16 protein-coding genes are annotated in these 15601 nt (G+C 66.3%); 14 read left to right on the forward strand and 2 right to left on the reverse strand.

Annotation, left to right across the window (positions count from 1 at the left end):
* Nucleotides 1–83: 83 nt before the first annotated feature.
* From A5663_RS02930 to A5663_RS02990, 13 genes are all read left to right on the forward strand, one after another.
* Nucleotides 84–794: a metalloregulator ArsR/SmtB family transcription factor gene (locus A5663_RS02930; RefSeq protein ID WP_068143701.1), complete on the forward strand. Its 711-nt coding sequence runs from the start codon at nt 84–86 to the stop codon at nt 792–794.
* Nucleotides 791–2236 (forward strand): Fe-S cluster assembly protein SufB, encoded by a 1446-nt coding sequence (sufB, locus tag A5663_RS02935; protein WP_068143703.1) that lies wholly within the window; start codon nt 791–793, stop codon nt 2234–2236. The genes A5663_RS02930 and sufB overlap by 4 nt, the downstream gene beginning before the upstream one ends.
* The gene (sufD, locus tag A5663_RS02940; protein WP_068143705.1) at nt 2236–3435 is read left to right on the forward strand and encodes a Fe-S cluster assembly protein SufD; all 1200 of its coding nucleotides are present in this window, start codon (nt 2236–2238) and stop codon (nt 3433–3435) included. The genes sufB and sufD overlap by 1 nt, the downstream gene beginning before the upstream one ends.
* Nucleotides 3432–4202 carry a Fe-S cluster assembly ATPase SufC gene (gene sufC, locus A5663_RS02945; RefSeq protein WP_068143707.1) on the forward strand — a complete coding sequence of 257 codons (771 nt, stop codon included), beginning with the start codon at nt 3432–3434 and terminating at the stop codon, nt 4200–4202. Before sufD ends, sufC begins: the two co-directional genes overlap by 4 nt.
* Nucleotides 4203–4205: 3 nt before the next feature.
* On the forward strand, nt 4206–5459 hold the full coding sequence (locus A5663_RS02950; RefSeq protein WP_068143709.1) for a cysteine desulfurase: 1254 nt from the start codon (nt 4206–4208) through the stop codon (nt 5457–5459).
* A gap of 16 nt (nt 5460–5475) precedes the next feature.
* The gene (gene sufU / locus A5663_RS02955; protein WP_197503273.1) at nt 5476–5919 is read left to right on the forward strand and encodes a Fe-S cluster assembly sulfur transfer protein SufU; all 444 of its coding nucleotides are present in this window, start codon (nt 5476–5478) and stop codon (nt 5917–5919) included.
* Complete coding sequence (locus tag A5663_RS02960) at nt 5916–6263, forward strand: metal-sulfur cluster assembly factor (RefSeq protein WP_068143714.1); 348 nt, start codon at nt 5916–5918, stop codon at nt 6261–6263. The genes sufU and A5663_RS02960 overlap by 4 nt, the downstream gene beginning before the upstream one ends.
* 77 nt (nt 6264–6340) lie before the next feature.
* The gene (locus A5663_RS02965) at nt 6341–7657 is read left to right on the forward strand and encodes an MFS transporter (RefSeq protein ID WP_068143715.1); all 1317 of its coding nucleotides are present in this window, start codon (nt 6341–6343) and stop codon (nt 7655–7657) included.
* A 35-nt stretch (nt 7658–7692) separates the two neighbouring features.
* The gene (locus tag A5663_RS02970; RefSeq protein WP_068143717.1) at nt 7693–8223 is read left to right on the forward strand and encodes a hypothetical protein; all 531 of its coding nucleotides are present in this window, start codon (nt 7693–7695) and stop codon (nt 8221–8223) included.
* 40 nt (nt 8224–8263) lie between these two features.
* Nucleotides 8264–8629, forward strand: a complete 366-nt coding sequence (trxA, locus tag A5663_RS02975) for a thioredoxin (RefSeq protein WP_068143719.1) — start codon at nt 8264–8266, stop codon at nt 8627–8629.
* Between the two features lie 18 nt (nt 8630–8647).
* The gene (locus A5663_RS02980) at nt 8648–9481 is read left to right on the forward strand and encodes an enoyl-CoA hydratase (RefSeq protein ID WP_068143721.1); all 834 of its coding nucleotides are present in this window, start codon (nt 8648–8650) and stop codon (nt 9479–9481) included.
* Between the two features lie 12 nt (nt 9482–9493).
* Nucleotides 9494–11131 carry an ABC-F family ATP-binding cassette domain-containing protein gene (locus A5663_RS02985; protein WP_068143723.1) on the forward strand — a complete coding sequence of 546 codons (1638 nt, stop codon included), beginning with the start codon at nt 9494–9496 and terminating at the stop codon, nt 11129–11131.
* 94 nt (nt 11132–11225) lie between these two features.
* Nucleotides 11226–11420 (forward strand): helix-turn-helix domain-containing protein, encoded by a 195-nt coding sequence (locus tag A5663_RS02990; protein ID WP_068143765.1) that lies wholly within the window; start codon nt 11226–11228, stop codon nt 11418–11420.
* Here the strand turns inward: A5663_RS02990 and A5663_RS02995 are convergent.
* Nucleotides 11417–11986 carry a TetR/AcrR family transcriptional regulator gene (locus A5663_RS02995; RefSeq protein ID WP_068143725.1) on the reverse strand — a complete coding sequence of 190 codons (570 nt, stop codon included), beginning with the start codon at nt 11984–11986 and terminating at the stop codon, nt 11417–11419. The two genes, A5663_RS02990 and A5663_RS02995, sit on opposite strands and share 4 nt — an antisense overlap.
* Nucleotides 11987–12002: 16 nt before the next feature.
* A complete protein-coding gene (locus A5663_RS03000) occupies nt 12003–14849 on the reverse strand; it encodes an aconitate hydratase (RefSeq protein ID WP_068143726.1) in 2847 nt (948 codons plus the stop codon).
* 129 nt (nt 14850–14978) lie between these two features.
* Here A5663_RS03000 and A5663_RS03005 point away from each other — a divergent pair, with 129 nt between their 5' ends.
* Complete coding sequence (locus tag A5663_RS03005) at nt 14979–15542, forward strand: DUF6676 family protein (protein WP_197503270.1); 564 nt, start codon at nt 14979–14981, stop codon at nt 15540–15542.
* Nucleotides 15543–15601: the final 59 nt, after the last annotated feature.

Consider the following 15601-nt stretch of genomic DNA (forward strand, 5'->3'; position numbering starts at 1 on the left):
GTAACCGCCGACATCCGTGGCTCCGGTCACGCTAAGGGTGCCCTTGCTTTACACGGCTTTCGGAATTCCGACACAATGGTGTTGTGAAAATAAGTCCGGAAGTGGGTGCCGATCGCCACACGCGTGGTGCGATCGTGCAGCTGCTCCTGGAATCCGGGTCGATCACGGCCGGTGAGATCGGCGATCGGCTCGGCATCTCCGCCGCCGGCGTGCGCCGGCACCTCGACGCGCTGATGGACGCGGGCGACGCCCAGGCCAGCGCCGCCGCCGCGTGGCAGCACACTGGGCGTGGCCGACCCGCGAAGCGTTACCGGCTCACCGCGGCGGGCCGGGCCAAACTGAGCCACGCCTACGACGACCTCGCCGTTGCGGCTATCCGGCAGTTGCGCGAGATGGGCGGGGATGACGCGGTGCGCACGTTCGCGCGCCGCCGTATCGACGGGATCCTGGCGGGAGTGACCGAGGGTCCCGATGACGTCGAGTCGAAGGCCCACCGGGTGGCGACCGCGCTGACCAAGGCCGGCTACGTGACCACGGTCACGCCGATGACGCCGGCGCCCGGCTCCGTCCACTGCATCCAGCTGTGCCAGCATCACTGTCCGGTGTCTCACGTCGCCGAGGAGTTCCCCGAGCTGTGTGAGACCGAGCGGGAAGCCTTCGCGGAGATTCTGGGCACCCACGTGCAGAGGCTCGCCACGATCGTCAACGGCGACTGCGCCTGCACCACGCACGTACCGCTGGTAGAGAAAGCCAGCCTCACAGCCCCCACGAGCAAGCAAGGAGCGTCGAGATGACGACGACACCCGAGGTCCACAAGGTCGGCGAACCGCTCAGCCAGGACGAGGCGATCGCCTCGCTGAGCCGGTACGGCTACGGCTGGGTGGACTCCGACGTTGCGGGCGCCAGCGCCCAGCGCGGACTGTCCGAGGCGGTGGTGCGCGACATCTCGGGGAAGAAGAACGAGCCCGAGTGGATGCTCGACACACGGCTCAAGGCCCTGCGCACGTTCGATAAGAAGCCGATGCCGAACTGGGGATCGAACCTCGAGGGCATCGACTTCGACAACATCAAGTACTTCGTGCGCTCCACCGAGAAGCAGGCGGCGTCTTGGGAGGATTTGCCGGAGGATATTCGAAATACGTACGACCGGCTCGGAATTCCCGAAGCTGAAAAGCAAAGATTGGTTGCTGGCGTAGCGGCTCAATATGAGTCAGAAGTTGTTTACCACCAGATCAGAGAGGATTTAGAGGCTCAAGGAGTCATATTCTTAGATACTGATACTGGTTTGCGGGAACACGAAGATATATTCAAACAATACTTCGGAACCGTAATTCCCGCCGGGGATAATAAGTTTTCTGCATTGAATACTGCCGTGTGGTCGGGGGGCTCGTTCATCTATGTGCCGCCGGGCGTGCATGTGGATATTCCATTGCAGGCTTATTTCCGGATCAACACCGAGAACATGGGCCAGTTCGAGCGGACGCTGATCATCGTCGACGAGGGCGCGTACGTGCATTACGTCGAGGGGTGCACTGCTCCCATCTACAAGTCGGATTCGCTGCACTCCGCGGTCGTCGAGATCATCGTGAAACCCGGTGGGCGGTGCCGTTACACGACCATTCAGAACTGGTCGAACAACGTCTACAACCTCGTCACCAAGCGCGCCCGCGCGGAGGCGGGGGCGACGATGGAATGGGTCGACGGCAATATCGGCTCGAAGGTCACGATGAAATACCCGGCCGTGTGGATGACCGGTGAGCACGCGCGTGGCGAGGTGCTTTCGGTCGCATTCGCCGGCGAGGGTCAGCATCAGGACACCGGCGCGAAAATGCTGCACCTGGCGCCGAACACGTCGTCCAACATCGTGTCCAAGTCCGTCGCCCGCGGTGGCGGCCGCGCGTCCTACCGCGGCCTCGTCCAGGTCAACAAGGGTGCTCACGGATCGCGGTCCAGCGTGAAATGCGATGCGCTGCTTGTCGACACCGTCAGCCGCTCCGACACCTACCCATACGTCGACATCCGCGAGGACGACGTCACCATGGGCCACGAGGCCACCGTCTCCAAGGTCAGCGAGGACCAGCTGTTCTACCTCATGAGCCGCGGCCTGACCGAGGACGAGGCCATGGCGATGGTGGTGCGCGGCTTCGTCGAACCGATCGCCAAGGAGCTTCCGATGGAGTATGCGCTGGAGCTCAACCGGCTGATCGAGCTGCAGATGGAAGGCGCGGTCGGATAGTGACGGCACAGAATCTGACTGAGGCGGTAGAGGGCACACCGGCCGGATCGGCACTCAACAAGGGCGAGATCTTCACCTCCTTCGATGTGGACGCTTTCGAGGTGCCCGGTGGCCGCGACGAGATCTGGCGTTTCACGCCGCTGAAGCGTCTGCGCGGTCTGCACGACGGGTCGGCGACCACCACGGGTACCGCGGAGATCCGCGTGGTGGAGTCGCCCGGTGTCACTGTGGAGACGGTGCGTCGCGACGACCAGCGGCTCGGTGACGGAGGCGTGCCCTCGGACCGCATTGCGGCCCAGGCGTTCTCATCGTTCGATACCGCGACGATCGTCACCGTCGCCCGCGACACCGAGCTCGCCGAGCCGATCGAAATCGACATCAGCGGCCCGGGCGAGGGGGCGGTGGCCTACGGGCATCTGCAGATCCGGGTCGAGGAACTGTCGCGTGCCATCGTCGTGGTGGACCTGCGGGGCAGCGGAACCTACGCCGACAACGTCGAGATCGTCGTCGGCGATTCAGCCGGACTCGGAGTGATCTGGATTGCCGACTGGGCCGACGACATGGTGCACGTCAGCGCGCATCACGCGCGCCTCGGCAAGGACGCGGTGCTCGGCCACGTCAACGTCACGCTCGGCGGCGACGTCGTGCGCACCACGGCGACGGTGCGGTTCACCGGCCCCGGTGGCGACGCCAAGATGCTCGGCACCTACTTCGCCGATGACGGTCAGCATTTCGAGTCGCGGCTGCTGGTCGATCACGCCCACCCGAACTGCAAGTCCGATGTGCTGTACAAGGGTGCGCTGCAAGGAGATCCGACCTCGGGCCGGCCCGATGCGCACACCGTGTGGGTGGGCGACGTGCTGATCCGCGCGGAAGCCACCGGCACGGACACCTTCGAGGTGAACCGCAACCTGCTGCTCACCGACGGGGCGCGGGCGGACTCGGTGCCCAACCTCGAGATCGAGACGGGCGAGATCGTCGGCGCCGGGCACGCCAGTGCGACCGGACGTTTCGACGACGAGCAACTGTTCTATCTGCGCGCCCGCGGCATCCCCGAGGATCAAGCGCGGCGCCTGGTGGTACGCGGCTTCTTCAACGAGATCATCGCCAAGATCGCCGTCCCCGAGGTACGCGAGCGCCTGACCGAAGCAATCGAACGAGAACTAGCGATCACGGAATCGAGAACAGCTCAGCCATGACCACACTGGAAATCAAAGACCTGCACGTCTCGGTCCACACTCCCGAGCAGACCGAGATCCCGATCCTCAAAGGTGTGAACCTGACCGTGAAGTCGGGGGAGACGCACGCGGTGATGGGCCCCAACGGATCCGGCAAGTCCACGTTGTCGTACGCGATCGCCGGCCACCCGAAGTACACGGTGACATCGGGGTCGATCACGTTGGACGGCCAGGACGTACTGGAGATGAGCATCGACGAGCGTGCGCGCGCGGGCCTGTTCCTGGCGATGCAGTACCCGGTCGAGGTGCCGGGGGTGTCGATGTCGAACTTCCTGCGCACCGCAGCGACGGCCGTGCGCGGTGAGGCGCCGAAGCTGCGGCACTGGGTCAAAGAGGTCAAGTCCGCGATGGGCGAGCTCGGTATCGACGCGTCGTTCTCCGAACGCAGTGTCAACGAAGGGTTTTCGGGCGGCGAGAAGAAACGCCACGAGATCCTGCAACTGGCTCTGCTCAAACCGAAGATCGCGATACTCGACGAGACCGACTCCGGCTTGGACGTCGACGCGCTGCGCGTGGTCAGCGAGGGCGTCAACCGGTACGCCGAGACCGAACACGGTGGGGTGCTGCTGATCACCCACTACACCCGCATCCTGCGTTACATCCAGCCGCAGTTCGTGCACGTGTTCGTCGACGGCCGCATCGTCACCTCCGGCGGCCCGGAACTCGCCGACGAGCTCGAGGAGAACGGTTACGTCCGGTTCACCCAGACGGCGGGCGCGGAGGCGTAACCCGTGACCGCCGCCGTTCGCCCGCTCGATCTGGCCGCCATCCGCGCGGACTTCCCGATCCTGAAGAAGCAGATGCGCGGCGGGAGCACGTTGGCGTACCTGGATTCGGGGGCGACCTCGCAACGGCCACTGCAGGTGCTCGACGCTGAGCGCGATTTCCTGATCACGTCGAACGGCGCGGTGCACCGTGGGGCTCACCAGCTGATGGAGGAGGCCACCGACGCCTACGAGGACGGGCGAGCGGACATAGCGGCGTTCGTCGGCGCCGACCCCGGCGAGCTGGTGTTCACCAAGAACGCGACCGAGGCGCTCAACCTGGTGTCCTATGTGCTGGGCGACAAGCGTTTCGAGCACGCCGTCGGTCCGGGTGACGTGATCGTCACAACCGAACTCGAACACCACGCCAATCTGGTCCCGTGGCAGGAGCTGGCGCGTCGTACCGGTGCAACGCTGAAGTGGTATTCCGTCACCGAGGACGGCCGCATCGACCTGGACTCGCTCGCGCTCGACGAGAACGTCAAAGTCATTGCTTTCAGCCATCATTCCAATGTCACCGGTGCGCTCGCGCCGGTCGCCGAACTGGTTGCACGCGCGAAGGCGGTCGGTGCGCTGACCGTGCTCGACGCCTGCCAGTCCGTGCCGCACCGGTCGGTGGACTTTCACGCGCTCGACGTCGACTATGCGGCGTTCTCCGGCCACAAGATGCTCGGACCAACCGGAATCGGTGCGTTGTACGGCCGCGCCGCGCTGCTGAACGCGATGCCGCCGTTCGTCACCGGTGGGTCGATGATCGAGACCGTCACGATGCAGGAGACGACGTACGCACCCGCACCGCAGCGTTTCGAGGCCGGCACCCCGATGACGTCGCAAGTCGTCGGCTTGGCTGCGGCCGCGCGGTATCTGAACGCGCTCGGCATGGACGCGGTGGAAACACATGAGGCCGAACTGGTGGCTGCCGCGCTCGAGGGTCTCGCAACGATCGACGGTGTACGCATCATCGGCCCGACCTCGCTGGAGAACCGAGGCTCCCCAGTGAGTTTCGTGGTCGACGGCGTCCACGCCCACGATGTGGGGCAGGTGCTCGACGACGACGGCGTGGCAGTGCGCGTCGGACATCACTGCGCGTGGCCGCTGCATCGCCGATTCGGGATCGCGGCCACCGCGCGGGCGTCGTTCGCGGTCTACAACACGCTCGACGAGGTCGATCGCCTGGTGGCCGGCGTGCGTCGCGCCGTGGAGTTCTTCGGCAGGGACTGACGTGCGGCTCGAGCAGATGTACCAGGAAGTGATCCTCGATCACTACAAGCACCCACACCACCGCGGGCTGCGTGAGCCGTTCGGCGCCGAAGTCCGCCACGTCAACCCCACGTGCGGCGACGAGGTGACGTTGCGGGTGGCGCTGTCCGGCGACGGTGAGCAGATCGAGGACATCTCGTATGACGGCCAGGGTTGTTCTATCAGCCAGGCGTCCACGTCGGTGCTGACCGATCAACTGATCGGCCGAAGCGTCGGCGACGCCCTCAAGACTGTGGCCGCGTTCAGCGAGATGATCTCGTCGCGGGGAACGGTCGAAGGCGACGAAGAGGTGATCGGGGACGGCATCGCATTCGCCGGTGTCGCGAAGTACCCGGCGCGGGTGAAGTGCGCGTTGCTGGGTTGGATGGCTTTCAAAGACGCGCTCGCACAAGCGTCTGAGGATTTTCAGGAGGCAGGATGAGTGACACCGCAGTGCCGAACGAGGAGTTCTTGTTCGATCTCGAGGAGGCGATGCGCGACGTCGTCGATCCCGAGCTCGGGATCAACGTCGTCGACCTCGGTCTCGTCTACGGGATCAACGTCGAGCAGGGGGAGCAGGGAAAGGTCGCGCTGATCGACATGACACTGACGTCGGCGGCCTGCCCGCTGACCGATGTGATCGAAGATCAGTCGCGAACCGCCCTGGTGGGCGCTGGGCTGGTCAACGAACTGAGGATCAACTGGGTGTGGAATCCGCCGTGGGGCCCGGACAAGATCACCGAGGACGGCCGCGAGCAGCTCCGGGCGCTGGGCTTCACCGTCTGACCGCTTAGGCGCGGCGTTCCGATCAGTACGCGCCTAAAGGTGTTCACGCCGACCGGATTCCGGGATCGTCGGCTGATGTGTCGTTACTCGTAGACGAAGCCGTCCCGCGCGGGGCGGCGGAGAAGTCGAGGGTCCGCACGGCCCTGATCGCCAGCCTCGTCGGCACCACCATCGAGTGGTACGACTTCTTCCTCTACGCGACTGCGGCGAGCCTGGTCTTCAACCATGCTTTCTTTCCCAACCAGAGCTCGCTCGTCGGCACGCTGTTGTCGTTCGCCACCTTCGCGGTCGGCTTCGTGGTGCGCCCGATCGGCGGCTTCGTGTTCGGCCACGTCGGCGACCGCATCGGCAGGAAGAAGACGTTGGCGCTGACGATGATCCTAATGGGCGGCGCCACGGCGCTGATGGGTGTGCTGCCCACCGCCGCGCAGATCGGCCTGCTCGCACCGATCCTGCTGTTGCTCCTGCGCGTCGTGCAAGGTTTCGCACTCGGTGGCGAGTGGGCAGGCGCGATCCTGCTGGCCGTCGAGCACAGCCCACCACACCGGCGCGGCTTGGCCGGCAGTGTCCCTCAAGTCGGGCTCGCATTGGGCCTCGCGCTGGGCACCGGCGTGTTCGCACTACTCCAAATAGCCCTTCCCGTTGAGGCTTTCGAGTCCTACGGCTGGCGGATCGCCTTCCTGTTCAGCATCGTGCTGGTGGTCTTCGGGCTGGTGGTGCGATGGAAGGCCACCGAGACACCGGCGTTCGAGAAGGTTCGCGACTCCGACGACCGCTCACGGGTGCCGCTGCGCGACGTGTTCCGCCGTCCGGCCTTGCGCGGCACGGTGCTCGGACTGCTGTCGCGGTGGGGTGAGGGCGCGGCGTTCAACACGTGGGGCGTGTTCGCGATCGCGTACGCGACGGGGACCCTCGGGCTCGAGCGGGTGCCGGTGCTCGTCGCGGTCACCGCCGCCGCACTTCTGATGGCGGTGTTGCTGCCCGTGTCGGGGCTGCTGGCCGACCGGTTCAGCCCGCGCGTGGTGTATGCCACCGGGATCGCCGCGTACGCGGTCGCCGTGTTCCCGGTGTTCACACTCTTCGACACCCGCAGCCTGACCGCGTTCACACTCGGAATGATTTTGGTGTTCGGTGTGATTCACGCATGGTTCTACGGCGCGCAAGGCACGCTCTACGCGTCGCTGTATCCGGCGCGCATCCGCTACACCGGGCTGTCCACGGTCTACCAGTTGTCGGGCGTTTACTCGTCGGGGCTGACCCCGCTGATCCTCACCGCGCTGATCGCCGCGGCGGACAACGCGCCGTGGCTGGCCTGCACGTACCTCGTGGCGACCGCCACCATCAGCGTGGTGGCGACAGCGCTGTTGCGGCCGACGCCATTACAGGAAATCTGACTTTTCCGGCCCCGGGGCGTGCCCACAATAGGGCGATGGTCACGGTGCCGGCTTTGGTGTGGCGAGGGGGCTTCATCGGTCGCGCACTGATGACGGGCGGCGCCGTCGGGCTCTGCGTGGGTGCGCTGGCGTGGCTCGACTCGGGGTTCGTGATCACCGGTGTCATCGTCACGGTCGTCGTCGGCACGTTCTATGGGGTGTGGATGGCACGCCGGATGGCCCGGTACTGGCCCGGTGCCGACACGTTGTCCGCGGACGACCGCGTCGCGGTGGCGCGCGCGACTCGGCGGGGGCAGCGACTTGCCGACGCGAGACTGTCCGGCGCGGCGGCCGACTACGCCCGAGGCATGAAAGCCGCAGCCGAGGAGGCCCGGCCCCTGCGGTGGCTGCTGATGCTCGTTCTGATCGTCGCCGTCGCCGCCGCCGTCGCCGATGCCGTGTTCGGTTCCTGGGGCAACGCGGTCGTCTCGGTCGTCTACCTCGCCGCACTGCTGGCCGAGATGTTCTGGTGGCCCCGACAGCAGGCCCGTCTGCTGGCCAACGCGCACGCCGCCGCCGCCCCGTAGGCTGGGAACACCCGGCTGAACACCAGCGTTAGGAAGCAACGTGGCTACCCAAGACATCACCGCCGAACAATTCAACGACACCATCAACGGCAACGAGATCGTGCTGGTGGACTTCTGGGCGTCCTGGTGTGGCCCCTGCAGAGCATTCGCCCCCACTTTCGCAGCGTCGTCAGAGCAGCACCCCGACGTGGTCTACGCCAAGGTCGACACCGAGGCGGAGCAGGAGTTGGCCGCGGCTGCGGAAATCCGGTCGATCCCCACGTTGATGGCCTTCAAGAAGGGCAAGCTGGTGTTCAACCAGGCCGGCGCTCTGCCCCCGGCCGCTCTCGAGGAACTTGTGCAACGGGTCAAGGAGTTCGACATCGACGCCGCGATCGCAGCTCAGGACAACGGGCAGCCGGAGTGAGGCCGCGCACGCGATAGCGTGCAGTGCGTGAGCGAGCAGACAGACAACTTCGTCCTGGTCGACCGGCCGCGACCCGGCGTCGCGCTGGTGACGCTGAACCGGCCCGAGCGGATGAACTCCATGGCGTTCGACGTGATGGTTCCGCTCAAGAAGGTGCTCGAGGAGCTCACCTTCGACAACGCCGTGCGGGCGGTCGTGCTGACCGGCGCCGGGCGCGGGTTCTCCTCCGGCGCGGACCACAAGTCGGCAGGTTCGGTGCCGCACATCGACGGGCTGACCCGGCCCACGTTCGCGCTGCGGTCGATGGAGGTGCTCGACGACGTCATCCTCGCGCTGCGCAAGATGCACCAGCCGGTGATCGCGGCGGTCAACGGTGCGGCAATCGGCGGGGGACTGTGCCTGGCGCTGGCCTGCGACATCCGGGTGGCGGCCGACGGCGCCTACTTCCGCGCGGCCGGCATCAACAACGGCCTGACGGCCAGTGAACTGGGACTGTCGTACCTGCTGCCGCGCGCGATCGGCACCTCACGCGCGTTCGAGCTGATGCTGACCGGCCGTGACGTCGACGCCGCCGAGGCCGAACGCATCGGGCTGGTGTCGCGCGCGGTCGCCGACGATCAGTTGCTCGACGCCTGCTATCAGCTGGCGGAGCGGATCGCGACGTTCTCCCGGCCCGGAATCGAGTTGACCAAGCGCACACTGTGGAGTGGACTGGACGCCGGTAGCCTGGAGGGGCATATGCAAGCCGAGGGCCTCGGACAACTCTTCGTCCGGTTGCTCACCGCCAACTTCGAAGAAGCGGTGGCGTCGCGCGCCGAGAAGCGCGCCCCGGTCTTCACCGACGACAAGTAAGGACATGACAGCGTGATCACCGCAACGGACCTCGAGGTCCGCGCCGGGGCACGCACGCTGCTGTCCACCGACGGAACCGCGCTTCGGGTGCAGCCCGGCGACCGGATCGGGCTGGTCGGCCGAAACGGCGCCGGCAAGACGACCACGATGCGCATCCTCGCCGGAGAAGGCGAACCCTACGCGGGAACCATCGTCCGCAACGGCGAAATCGGTTATCTGCCACAGGATCCCAGGGAAGGCGACCTGGACGTGTTGGCTCGTGACCGCGTTCTTTCGGCCCGTGGGCTCGACACCCTGCTGGCCGACCTCGAGAAGCAGCAGGTGCTGATGGCCGAGGTCGCCGATGACGCCGCCCGCGACAAGGCCGTCCGCAAGTACGGTCAACTCGAGGAGCGGTTCGCGGCGCTGGGCGGCTATGCCGCCGAGAGCGAGGCGGGCCGTATCTGCGCGAGTCTCGGGCTGCCGGAACGAGTCCTGACCCAATCGTTGCGCACGCTGTCGGGTGGTCAGCGTCGCCGGGTGGAGCTGGCGCGCATCCTGTTCGCCGCGAGCGAAGGAGCCGGCGCTGGAGCTAATTCCGGGACGACACTGCTACTCGACGAGCCCACCAACCACCTCGACGCCGATTCCATCGGCTGGCTGCGCGACTTCCTGCAGCAACACCCGGGTGGCCTGATCGTCATCAGCCATAACGTCGACCTGCTCGCCGACGTGGTGAACCGCGTCTGGTTCCTCGACGCGGTGCGCGGCGAGGTCGACGTCTACAACATGGGCTGGCAGAAGTACCTCGACGCCCGCGCCACCGACGAACAGCGGCGCCGCCGTGAACGCGCCAACGCCGAGCGCAAGGCCTCCGCATTGCGCACCCAGGCCGCCAAGATGGGCGCCAAGGCCACCAAAGCCGTTGCGGCGCAGAACATGCTGCGCCGGGCGGACCGGATGATGGCCGCCCTCGACGAGGAACGCGTCGCCGACAAGGTGGCCCGCATCAAGTTCCCCACCCCGGCCCCGTGTGGGCGCACCCCGCTGGTCGCCAAGGGACTGACGAAGAACTACGGGTCCCTGGAGGTCTTCACCGGAGTCGACCTCGCCATCGACCGCGGCTCCCGCGTAGTCGTGCTCGGCCTCAACGGTGCCGGCAAGACGACGCTGCTGCGGCTGCTGGCCGGGGTGGAGATTCCCGACGCCGGAGGACTCGAACCCGGCCACGGACTCAAGCTCGGCTACTTCGCACAGGAGCACGACACGCTCGATGACACCGCGACGGTGTGGGAGAACATCCGGCACGCGGCCCCCGACACCGGCGAGCAAGACCTGCGAGGACTGTTGGGCGCCTTCATGTTCAGCGGAGCGCAGCTGGAGCAGCCCGCGGGCACGCTGTCCGGCGGCGAGAAAACCCGACTGGCGCTCGCCGGCCTGGTCGCGTCCACCGCAAATGTGCTGCTGCTCGACGAGCCGACGAACAACCTCGACCCGGCCTCGCGGGAGCAGGTGCTCGACGCGCTGCGCAGCTATGTCGGTGCCGTCGTGCTCGTCACGCACGACCCCGGCGCCGCCGAGGCGCTGGAACCGCAGCGCGTGGTGCTGCTTCCCGACGGCACCGAGGACTACTGGTCCGAGGAGTACCGCGACCTGATCGAGTTGGCCTGACCCGGTTTGCGACCCGGCTGGCCAATTTGATCCGCGCGCGTGTAACTGCTTCCCACGCGGGGTATGCGACGGGGCATCAAGTGGGGAGATGCTGATGAAGAAGCTGGACAAGCCGAGAGACCAGTTGCTCAGCGAGTTGCGGAGTGCTTACGAGGGTGGCGCGAGCATTCGCACACTGGTCGCATCCACCGGTCGCTCGTACGGTTCGATCCACAGCATGCTGCGCGAGTCCGGCACCACGATGCGCAGCCGCGGCGGGCCGAACCACCGCAGCAGGCGCGCCGGCTAGTCCGGCCGCTGGCGCAGGGACGCCTCGACGAGGTCCAGCACGGCGCCTAGTTTCTGCGGATCGTCTCCCGAAGCCAACCGCGCGACCAGGCCGTCGAGAACCAGGTCGAGGTAGGTCTGCAGCACGGCGCTGGGTACGTCGTCACGCAACCGTCCCGCTTGCTTCTGCATTCGGAGTCGTTGATGGGTCGCCGCTGACAGTTCAGCCGACCGCTCCGACCAGCCACGGTGAAAATCAGGGTCGTTACGCAGTTTTCGCGCGATCTCCAGGCGCGTGGCCAGCCAGTCGAACTGGTCCGGCGCGGCGAGCACGTCGCGCATCACCTGGACCAGTCCCTCACGCGCGGCGACATCGGCCATCCGCTCCGCGTCCTCACGCGCCAGCTCGAAGAACAGCGTGTCCTTGTCGCGGAAGTGATGGAAGATGGCGCCGCGCGACAGCCCGATCGTCTGCTCGAGCCGCCGCACGGTCGCCTTGTCGTAGCCGTACTCGGCGAAACACCGCCGGGCACCGTCGAGAATCTGCCGACGACGCGCCGCCAGGTGGTCGTCGGTGACCCGGGGCACGGGGTGTCCGTACCTTCTACTGGGTCTTCAACATGTTGCGCAGCACGTACTGCAAGATGCCGCCGTTGCGGTAGTAGTCGGCCTCCCCGGGGGTGTCGATACGCACCACCGCGTCGAACTCGACCGGGTCGCCACCCTCCTTGGTGGCTTTGACCTTCACCGTCTTCGGCGTCTTGCCCTCGTTGAGTTCCTCGATGCCGGTGATGTCGAACGTCTCACTGCCGTCGAGGTTCAGCGACTCCGAGGACTCGCCCTCGGGGAACTGCAACGGGATCACGCCCATGCCGATCAGGTTCGACCGGTGGATTCGCTCGAACGACTCGGCGATCACCGCGCGCACCCCCAGCAGGCGGGTGCCCTTGGCCGCCCAGTCCCGCGACGAGCCGGACCCGTACTCCTTGCCACCGAGTACAACCAGCGGAATGTCTTGCGCGGCATAGTTTTGCGCGGCGTCGTAGATGAAAGCCTGCTCGCCGTCGTTGGTGAAGTCGCGCGTGTAGCCGCCGGACACGTCGTCGAGCAACTGGTTGCGCAACCGGATGTTCGCGAACGTGCCGCGGATCATCACTTCGTGGTTGCCGCGGCGCGACCCGTAGGAGTTGTAGTCCTTCTTCTCGACGCCGTTCTCCTCGAGGTACTGCGCGGCGGGCGTGCCCGGCTTGATGCTGCCGGCCGGGGAGATGTGGTCGGTGGTGACCGAATCACCAAGCAGCGCAAGCACTCTGGCGCCCTGGATGTCGCTCACCGGCTCCGGCTCGGCCGGCATACCGTCGAAGTACGGCGGTTTGCGCACGTAGGTCGAGTCCTCGGCCCACTCGAAGGTGTTGCCCTCCGGCGTCGGCAGGTTGCGCCAGCGTTCGTCGCCCTTGAACACGTCGGCGTAGTTCTTGGTGAACATCTCGGTGTTGATCGCCGAGGCGATGGTGTCGTCGATGTCCTTCTGCGACGGCCAGATGTCCTTGAGGAACACCTCGTTGCCGTCCTCGTCGGTGCCCAGGCAGTCGGACTCGAAGTCGAAGTCCATCGTGCCCGCCAGCGCGTAGGCGATCACCAGCGGCGGCGACGCGAGATAGTTCATCTTGACGTCGGGGTTGATGCGGCCCTCGAAGTTGCGGTTACCCGACAGCACCGCGGTCACGGCGAGGTCGGCGTCGTTGACCGCCTTGGAGATCTCCTCGGGCAGCGGACCGGAGTTGCCGATACACGTCGTGCAGCCGTAGCCGACGAGGTAGAAACCGAGCTTCTCCAGGTACGGCCACAGCCCGGCGTTCTCGTAGTAGTCGGTGACGACCTGCGAGCCCGGCGCCATCGTGGTCTTCACCCATGGCTTGGAGGCCAGGCCCTTCTCGACGGCGTTCTTGGCGAGCAGCGCCGCGCCGAGCATCACTTCCGGATTGGACGTGTTGGTGCACGACGTGATCGCGGCGATCACGACCGCGCCATGGTCGAGGACGAACTCGCCCAGCTCGTCGGAGGCGACCTTCACCGGCTTGCTCGGGCGGCCCTCGGGCTCGGTCGCCGCCGTCTCGACACGCTCTTCCGAAGCGCCGTTGGTGGCGAACTCGGTGTTGCGCACGGCATCGCTGGCGGGGAAGGTCTCGTCGACGGCCTCGTCCAGCTTGGAGTACTCCGGTTCCTTGGCGTCGTCGCCGACGTAGTCGGCAATGTCGCGGCGGAAGGCGCTCTTGGCCTCGTTGAGCGCGATGCGGTCCTGCGGGCGCTTCGGCCCCGCGATCGAGGGCACCACGTCGGACAGGTCGAGTTCGATGTACTCCGAGAACTTGGGCTCCCGCTCCGGGTCGTGCCACATGCCCTGTTCCTTGGCGTAGGCCTCGACCAGCGCCAGCTGCTCGTCGCTGCGTCCGGTCATCCGCAGGTAGTCGATCGTGACGTCGTCGATCGGGAAAATCGCTGCGGTCGAACCGAATTCGGGGCTCATGTTGCCCAGCGTGGCGCGGTTGGCCAGCGGCACCTCCGCGACGCCTTCGCCGTAGAACTCGACGAACTTGCCGACCACGCCGTGCTCACGCAGCATCTCGGTGGCGGTGAGCACGATGTCCGTGGCGGTGACCCCTGCCGGACGCTCGCCGGTCAGCTTGAATCCGACCACCCGGGGGATCAGCATCGACACCGGCTGGCCGAGCATCGCCGCCTCGGCCTCGATACCGCCGACGCCCCAGCCCAGCACGCCCAGGCCGTTGACCATCGTGGTGTGGCTGTCGGTGCCCACGCAGGTGTCGGGATATGCCACGCCGTCGCGCTCCCAGACCACGCGGGCCAGGTACTCGATGTTGACCTGGTGCACGATCCCGGTGCCCGGCGGCACGACCTTGAAGTCGTCGAACGCGCCCTGGCCCCAGCGCAGGAACTGGTAGCGCTCGCCGTTGCGCTCGTACTCGATCTCGACGTTGCGCTCGAACGCGTCCTCGCGGCCGAACAGGTCGGCGATGACCGAGTGGTCGATCACCAGGTCCGCGGGGGCGAGCGGGTTGACCTTCTCGCGGTCGCCGCCCAGATCGCCGATCGCCTCACGCATGGTGGCGAGGTCGACGATGCACGGCACACCGGTGAAGTCCTGCATGACCACGCGGGCCGGGGTGAACTGGATCTCCACGCTGGGCTCGGCCTCGGGGTCCCAGTTGGCGAGCGCCTCGATGTGGTCCTTGGTGATGTTCTTGCCGTCCTCGGTGCGCAGCAGGTTCTCGGCCAGCACCTTGAGGCTGTAGGGCAGCTTCTCCATGCCCTTCACCGCGTCGAGGCGGTAGATCTCGTAGCTCTTGTCCCCGACCTGGAGGGAGTCGCGCGCATCGAAAGAATTGACAGAAGAAGAGTTGTCCGTCTTGTCGTTATTACCTTTGCTCACATCAACTCCCGGCTAGTTCTCGCAGCCGACGGGCTGTGTCGACCGCGTTGACGATCCTAACAGTACGCTTGTCCTGCAAACATCCAAGGGTGTCACCCCGCTGAGTACCCAATTGGGTACGGTTCTCCTGTGATCGGACCGCACGTGCTGCCGTTGATGCCGGCCTATATCCCGCCCGTCGTCTGCGGGCCGGTCGGCCGCGACCCCGCGACCACTCCCGTGGACACCTGCATGAGCCTGGTCATCGACGACGTGCGCGGCGACGGCGTGAGCGCCTCACCGAACCCGGCGAACGCGGGACTGACCGACGTGGTGGCCAAGGCCAAGCAGCAGGGCGTCGACCTGAAGATCGTCGTCGTCGACCAGGACCCGCCGATCGACACGCCGCTGCGCGACATCGCGACCGAAGTGGGGCAGGCATTCCCCGGGGCGACGGTGCTCGTGCTCAGCCCCGGTCAGGCGGGCACCTTCAGCACGACCTACGACCGGATGACGCTGGAGGCCGGCCAGGACGTAGCGAAAGGGCGCGGCCCGGTGCAGGGTTCGAAGAATTTCCTAGGCGAGTTGAGCACGCCGCATTTCCCATGGACGGTGTTGACGATTGTCGTCGTGCTGGGAGTGGTTGCGGCCGTTATCGGTACGCGACTTTTACAAAATCGAGGCAAACGCGTCGCTTCCCGTCAGAACGGCTGAAACCGCAGCGCGACAAGGGTTTTGACGCGATGTCACAACCCCTCGGCAGGTGGCCGAGT

Source organism: Mycobacterium sp. E740, from assembly GCF_001672895.1.
In the GTDB taxonomy this organism is placed as follows: domain Bacteria; phylum Actinomycetota; class Actinomycetes; order Mycobacteriales; family Mycobacteriaceae; genus Mycobacterium.

Excerpts from the sequence above, each read along its gene's own strand:
- sufB (WP_068143703.1), top strand. The coding sequence starts at position 791 with ATGACGACGACACCCGAGGTCCACAAGGTCGGCGAACCGCTCAGCCAG.
- sufC (WP_068143707.1), top strand. The coding sequence starts at position 3,432 with ATGACCACACTGGAAATCAAAGACCTGCACGTCTCGGTCCACACTCCC.
- sufU (WP_197503273.1), top strand. The coding sequence starts at position 5,476 with ATGTACCAGGAAGTGATCCTCGATCACTACAAGCACCCACACCACCGC.
- A5663_RS02960 (WP_068143714.1), top strand. The coding sequence starts at position 5,916 with ATGAGTGACACCGCAGTGCCGAACGAGGAGTTCTTGTTCGATCTCGAG.
- A5663_RS02970 (WP_068143717.1), top strand. The coding sequence starts at position 7,693 with ATGGTCACGGTGCCGGCTTTGGTGTGGCGAGGGGGCTTCATCGGTCGC.
- A5663_RS02990 (WP_068143765.1), top strand. The coding sequence starts at position 11,226 with ATGAAGAAGCTGGACAAGCCGAGAGACCAGTTGCTCAGCGAGTTGCGG.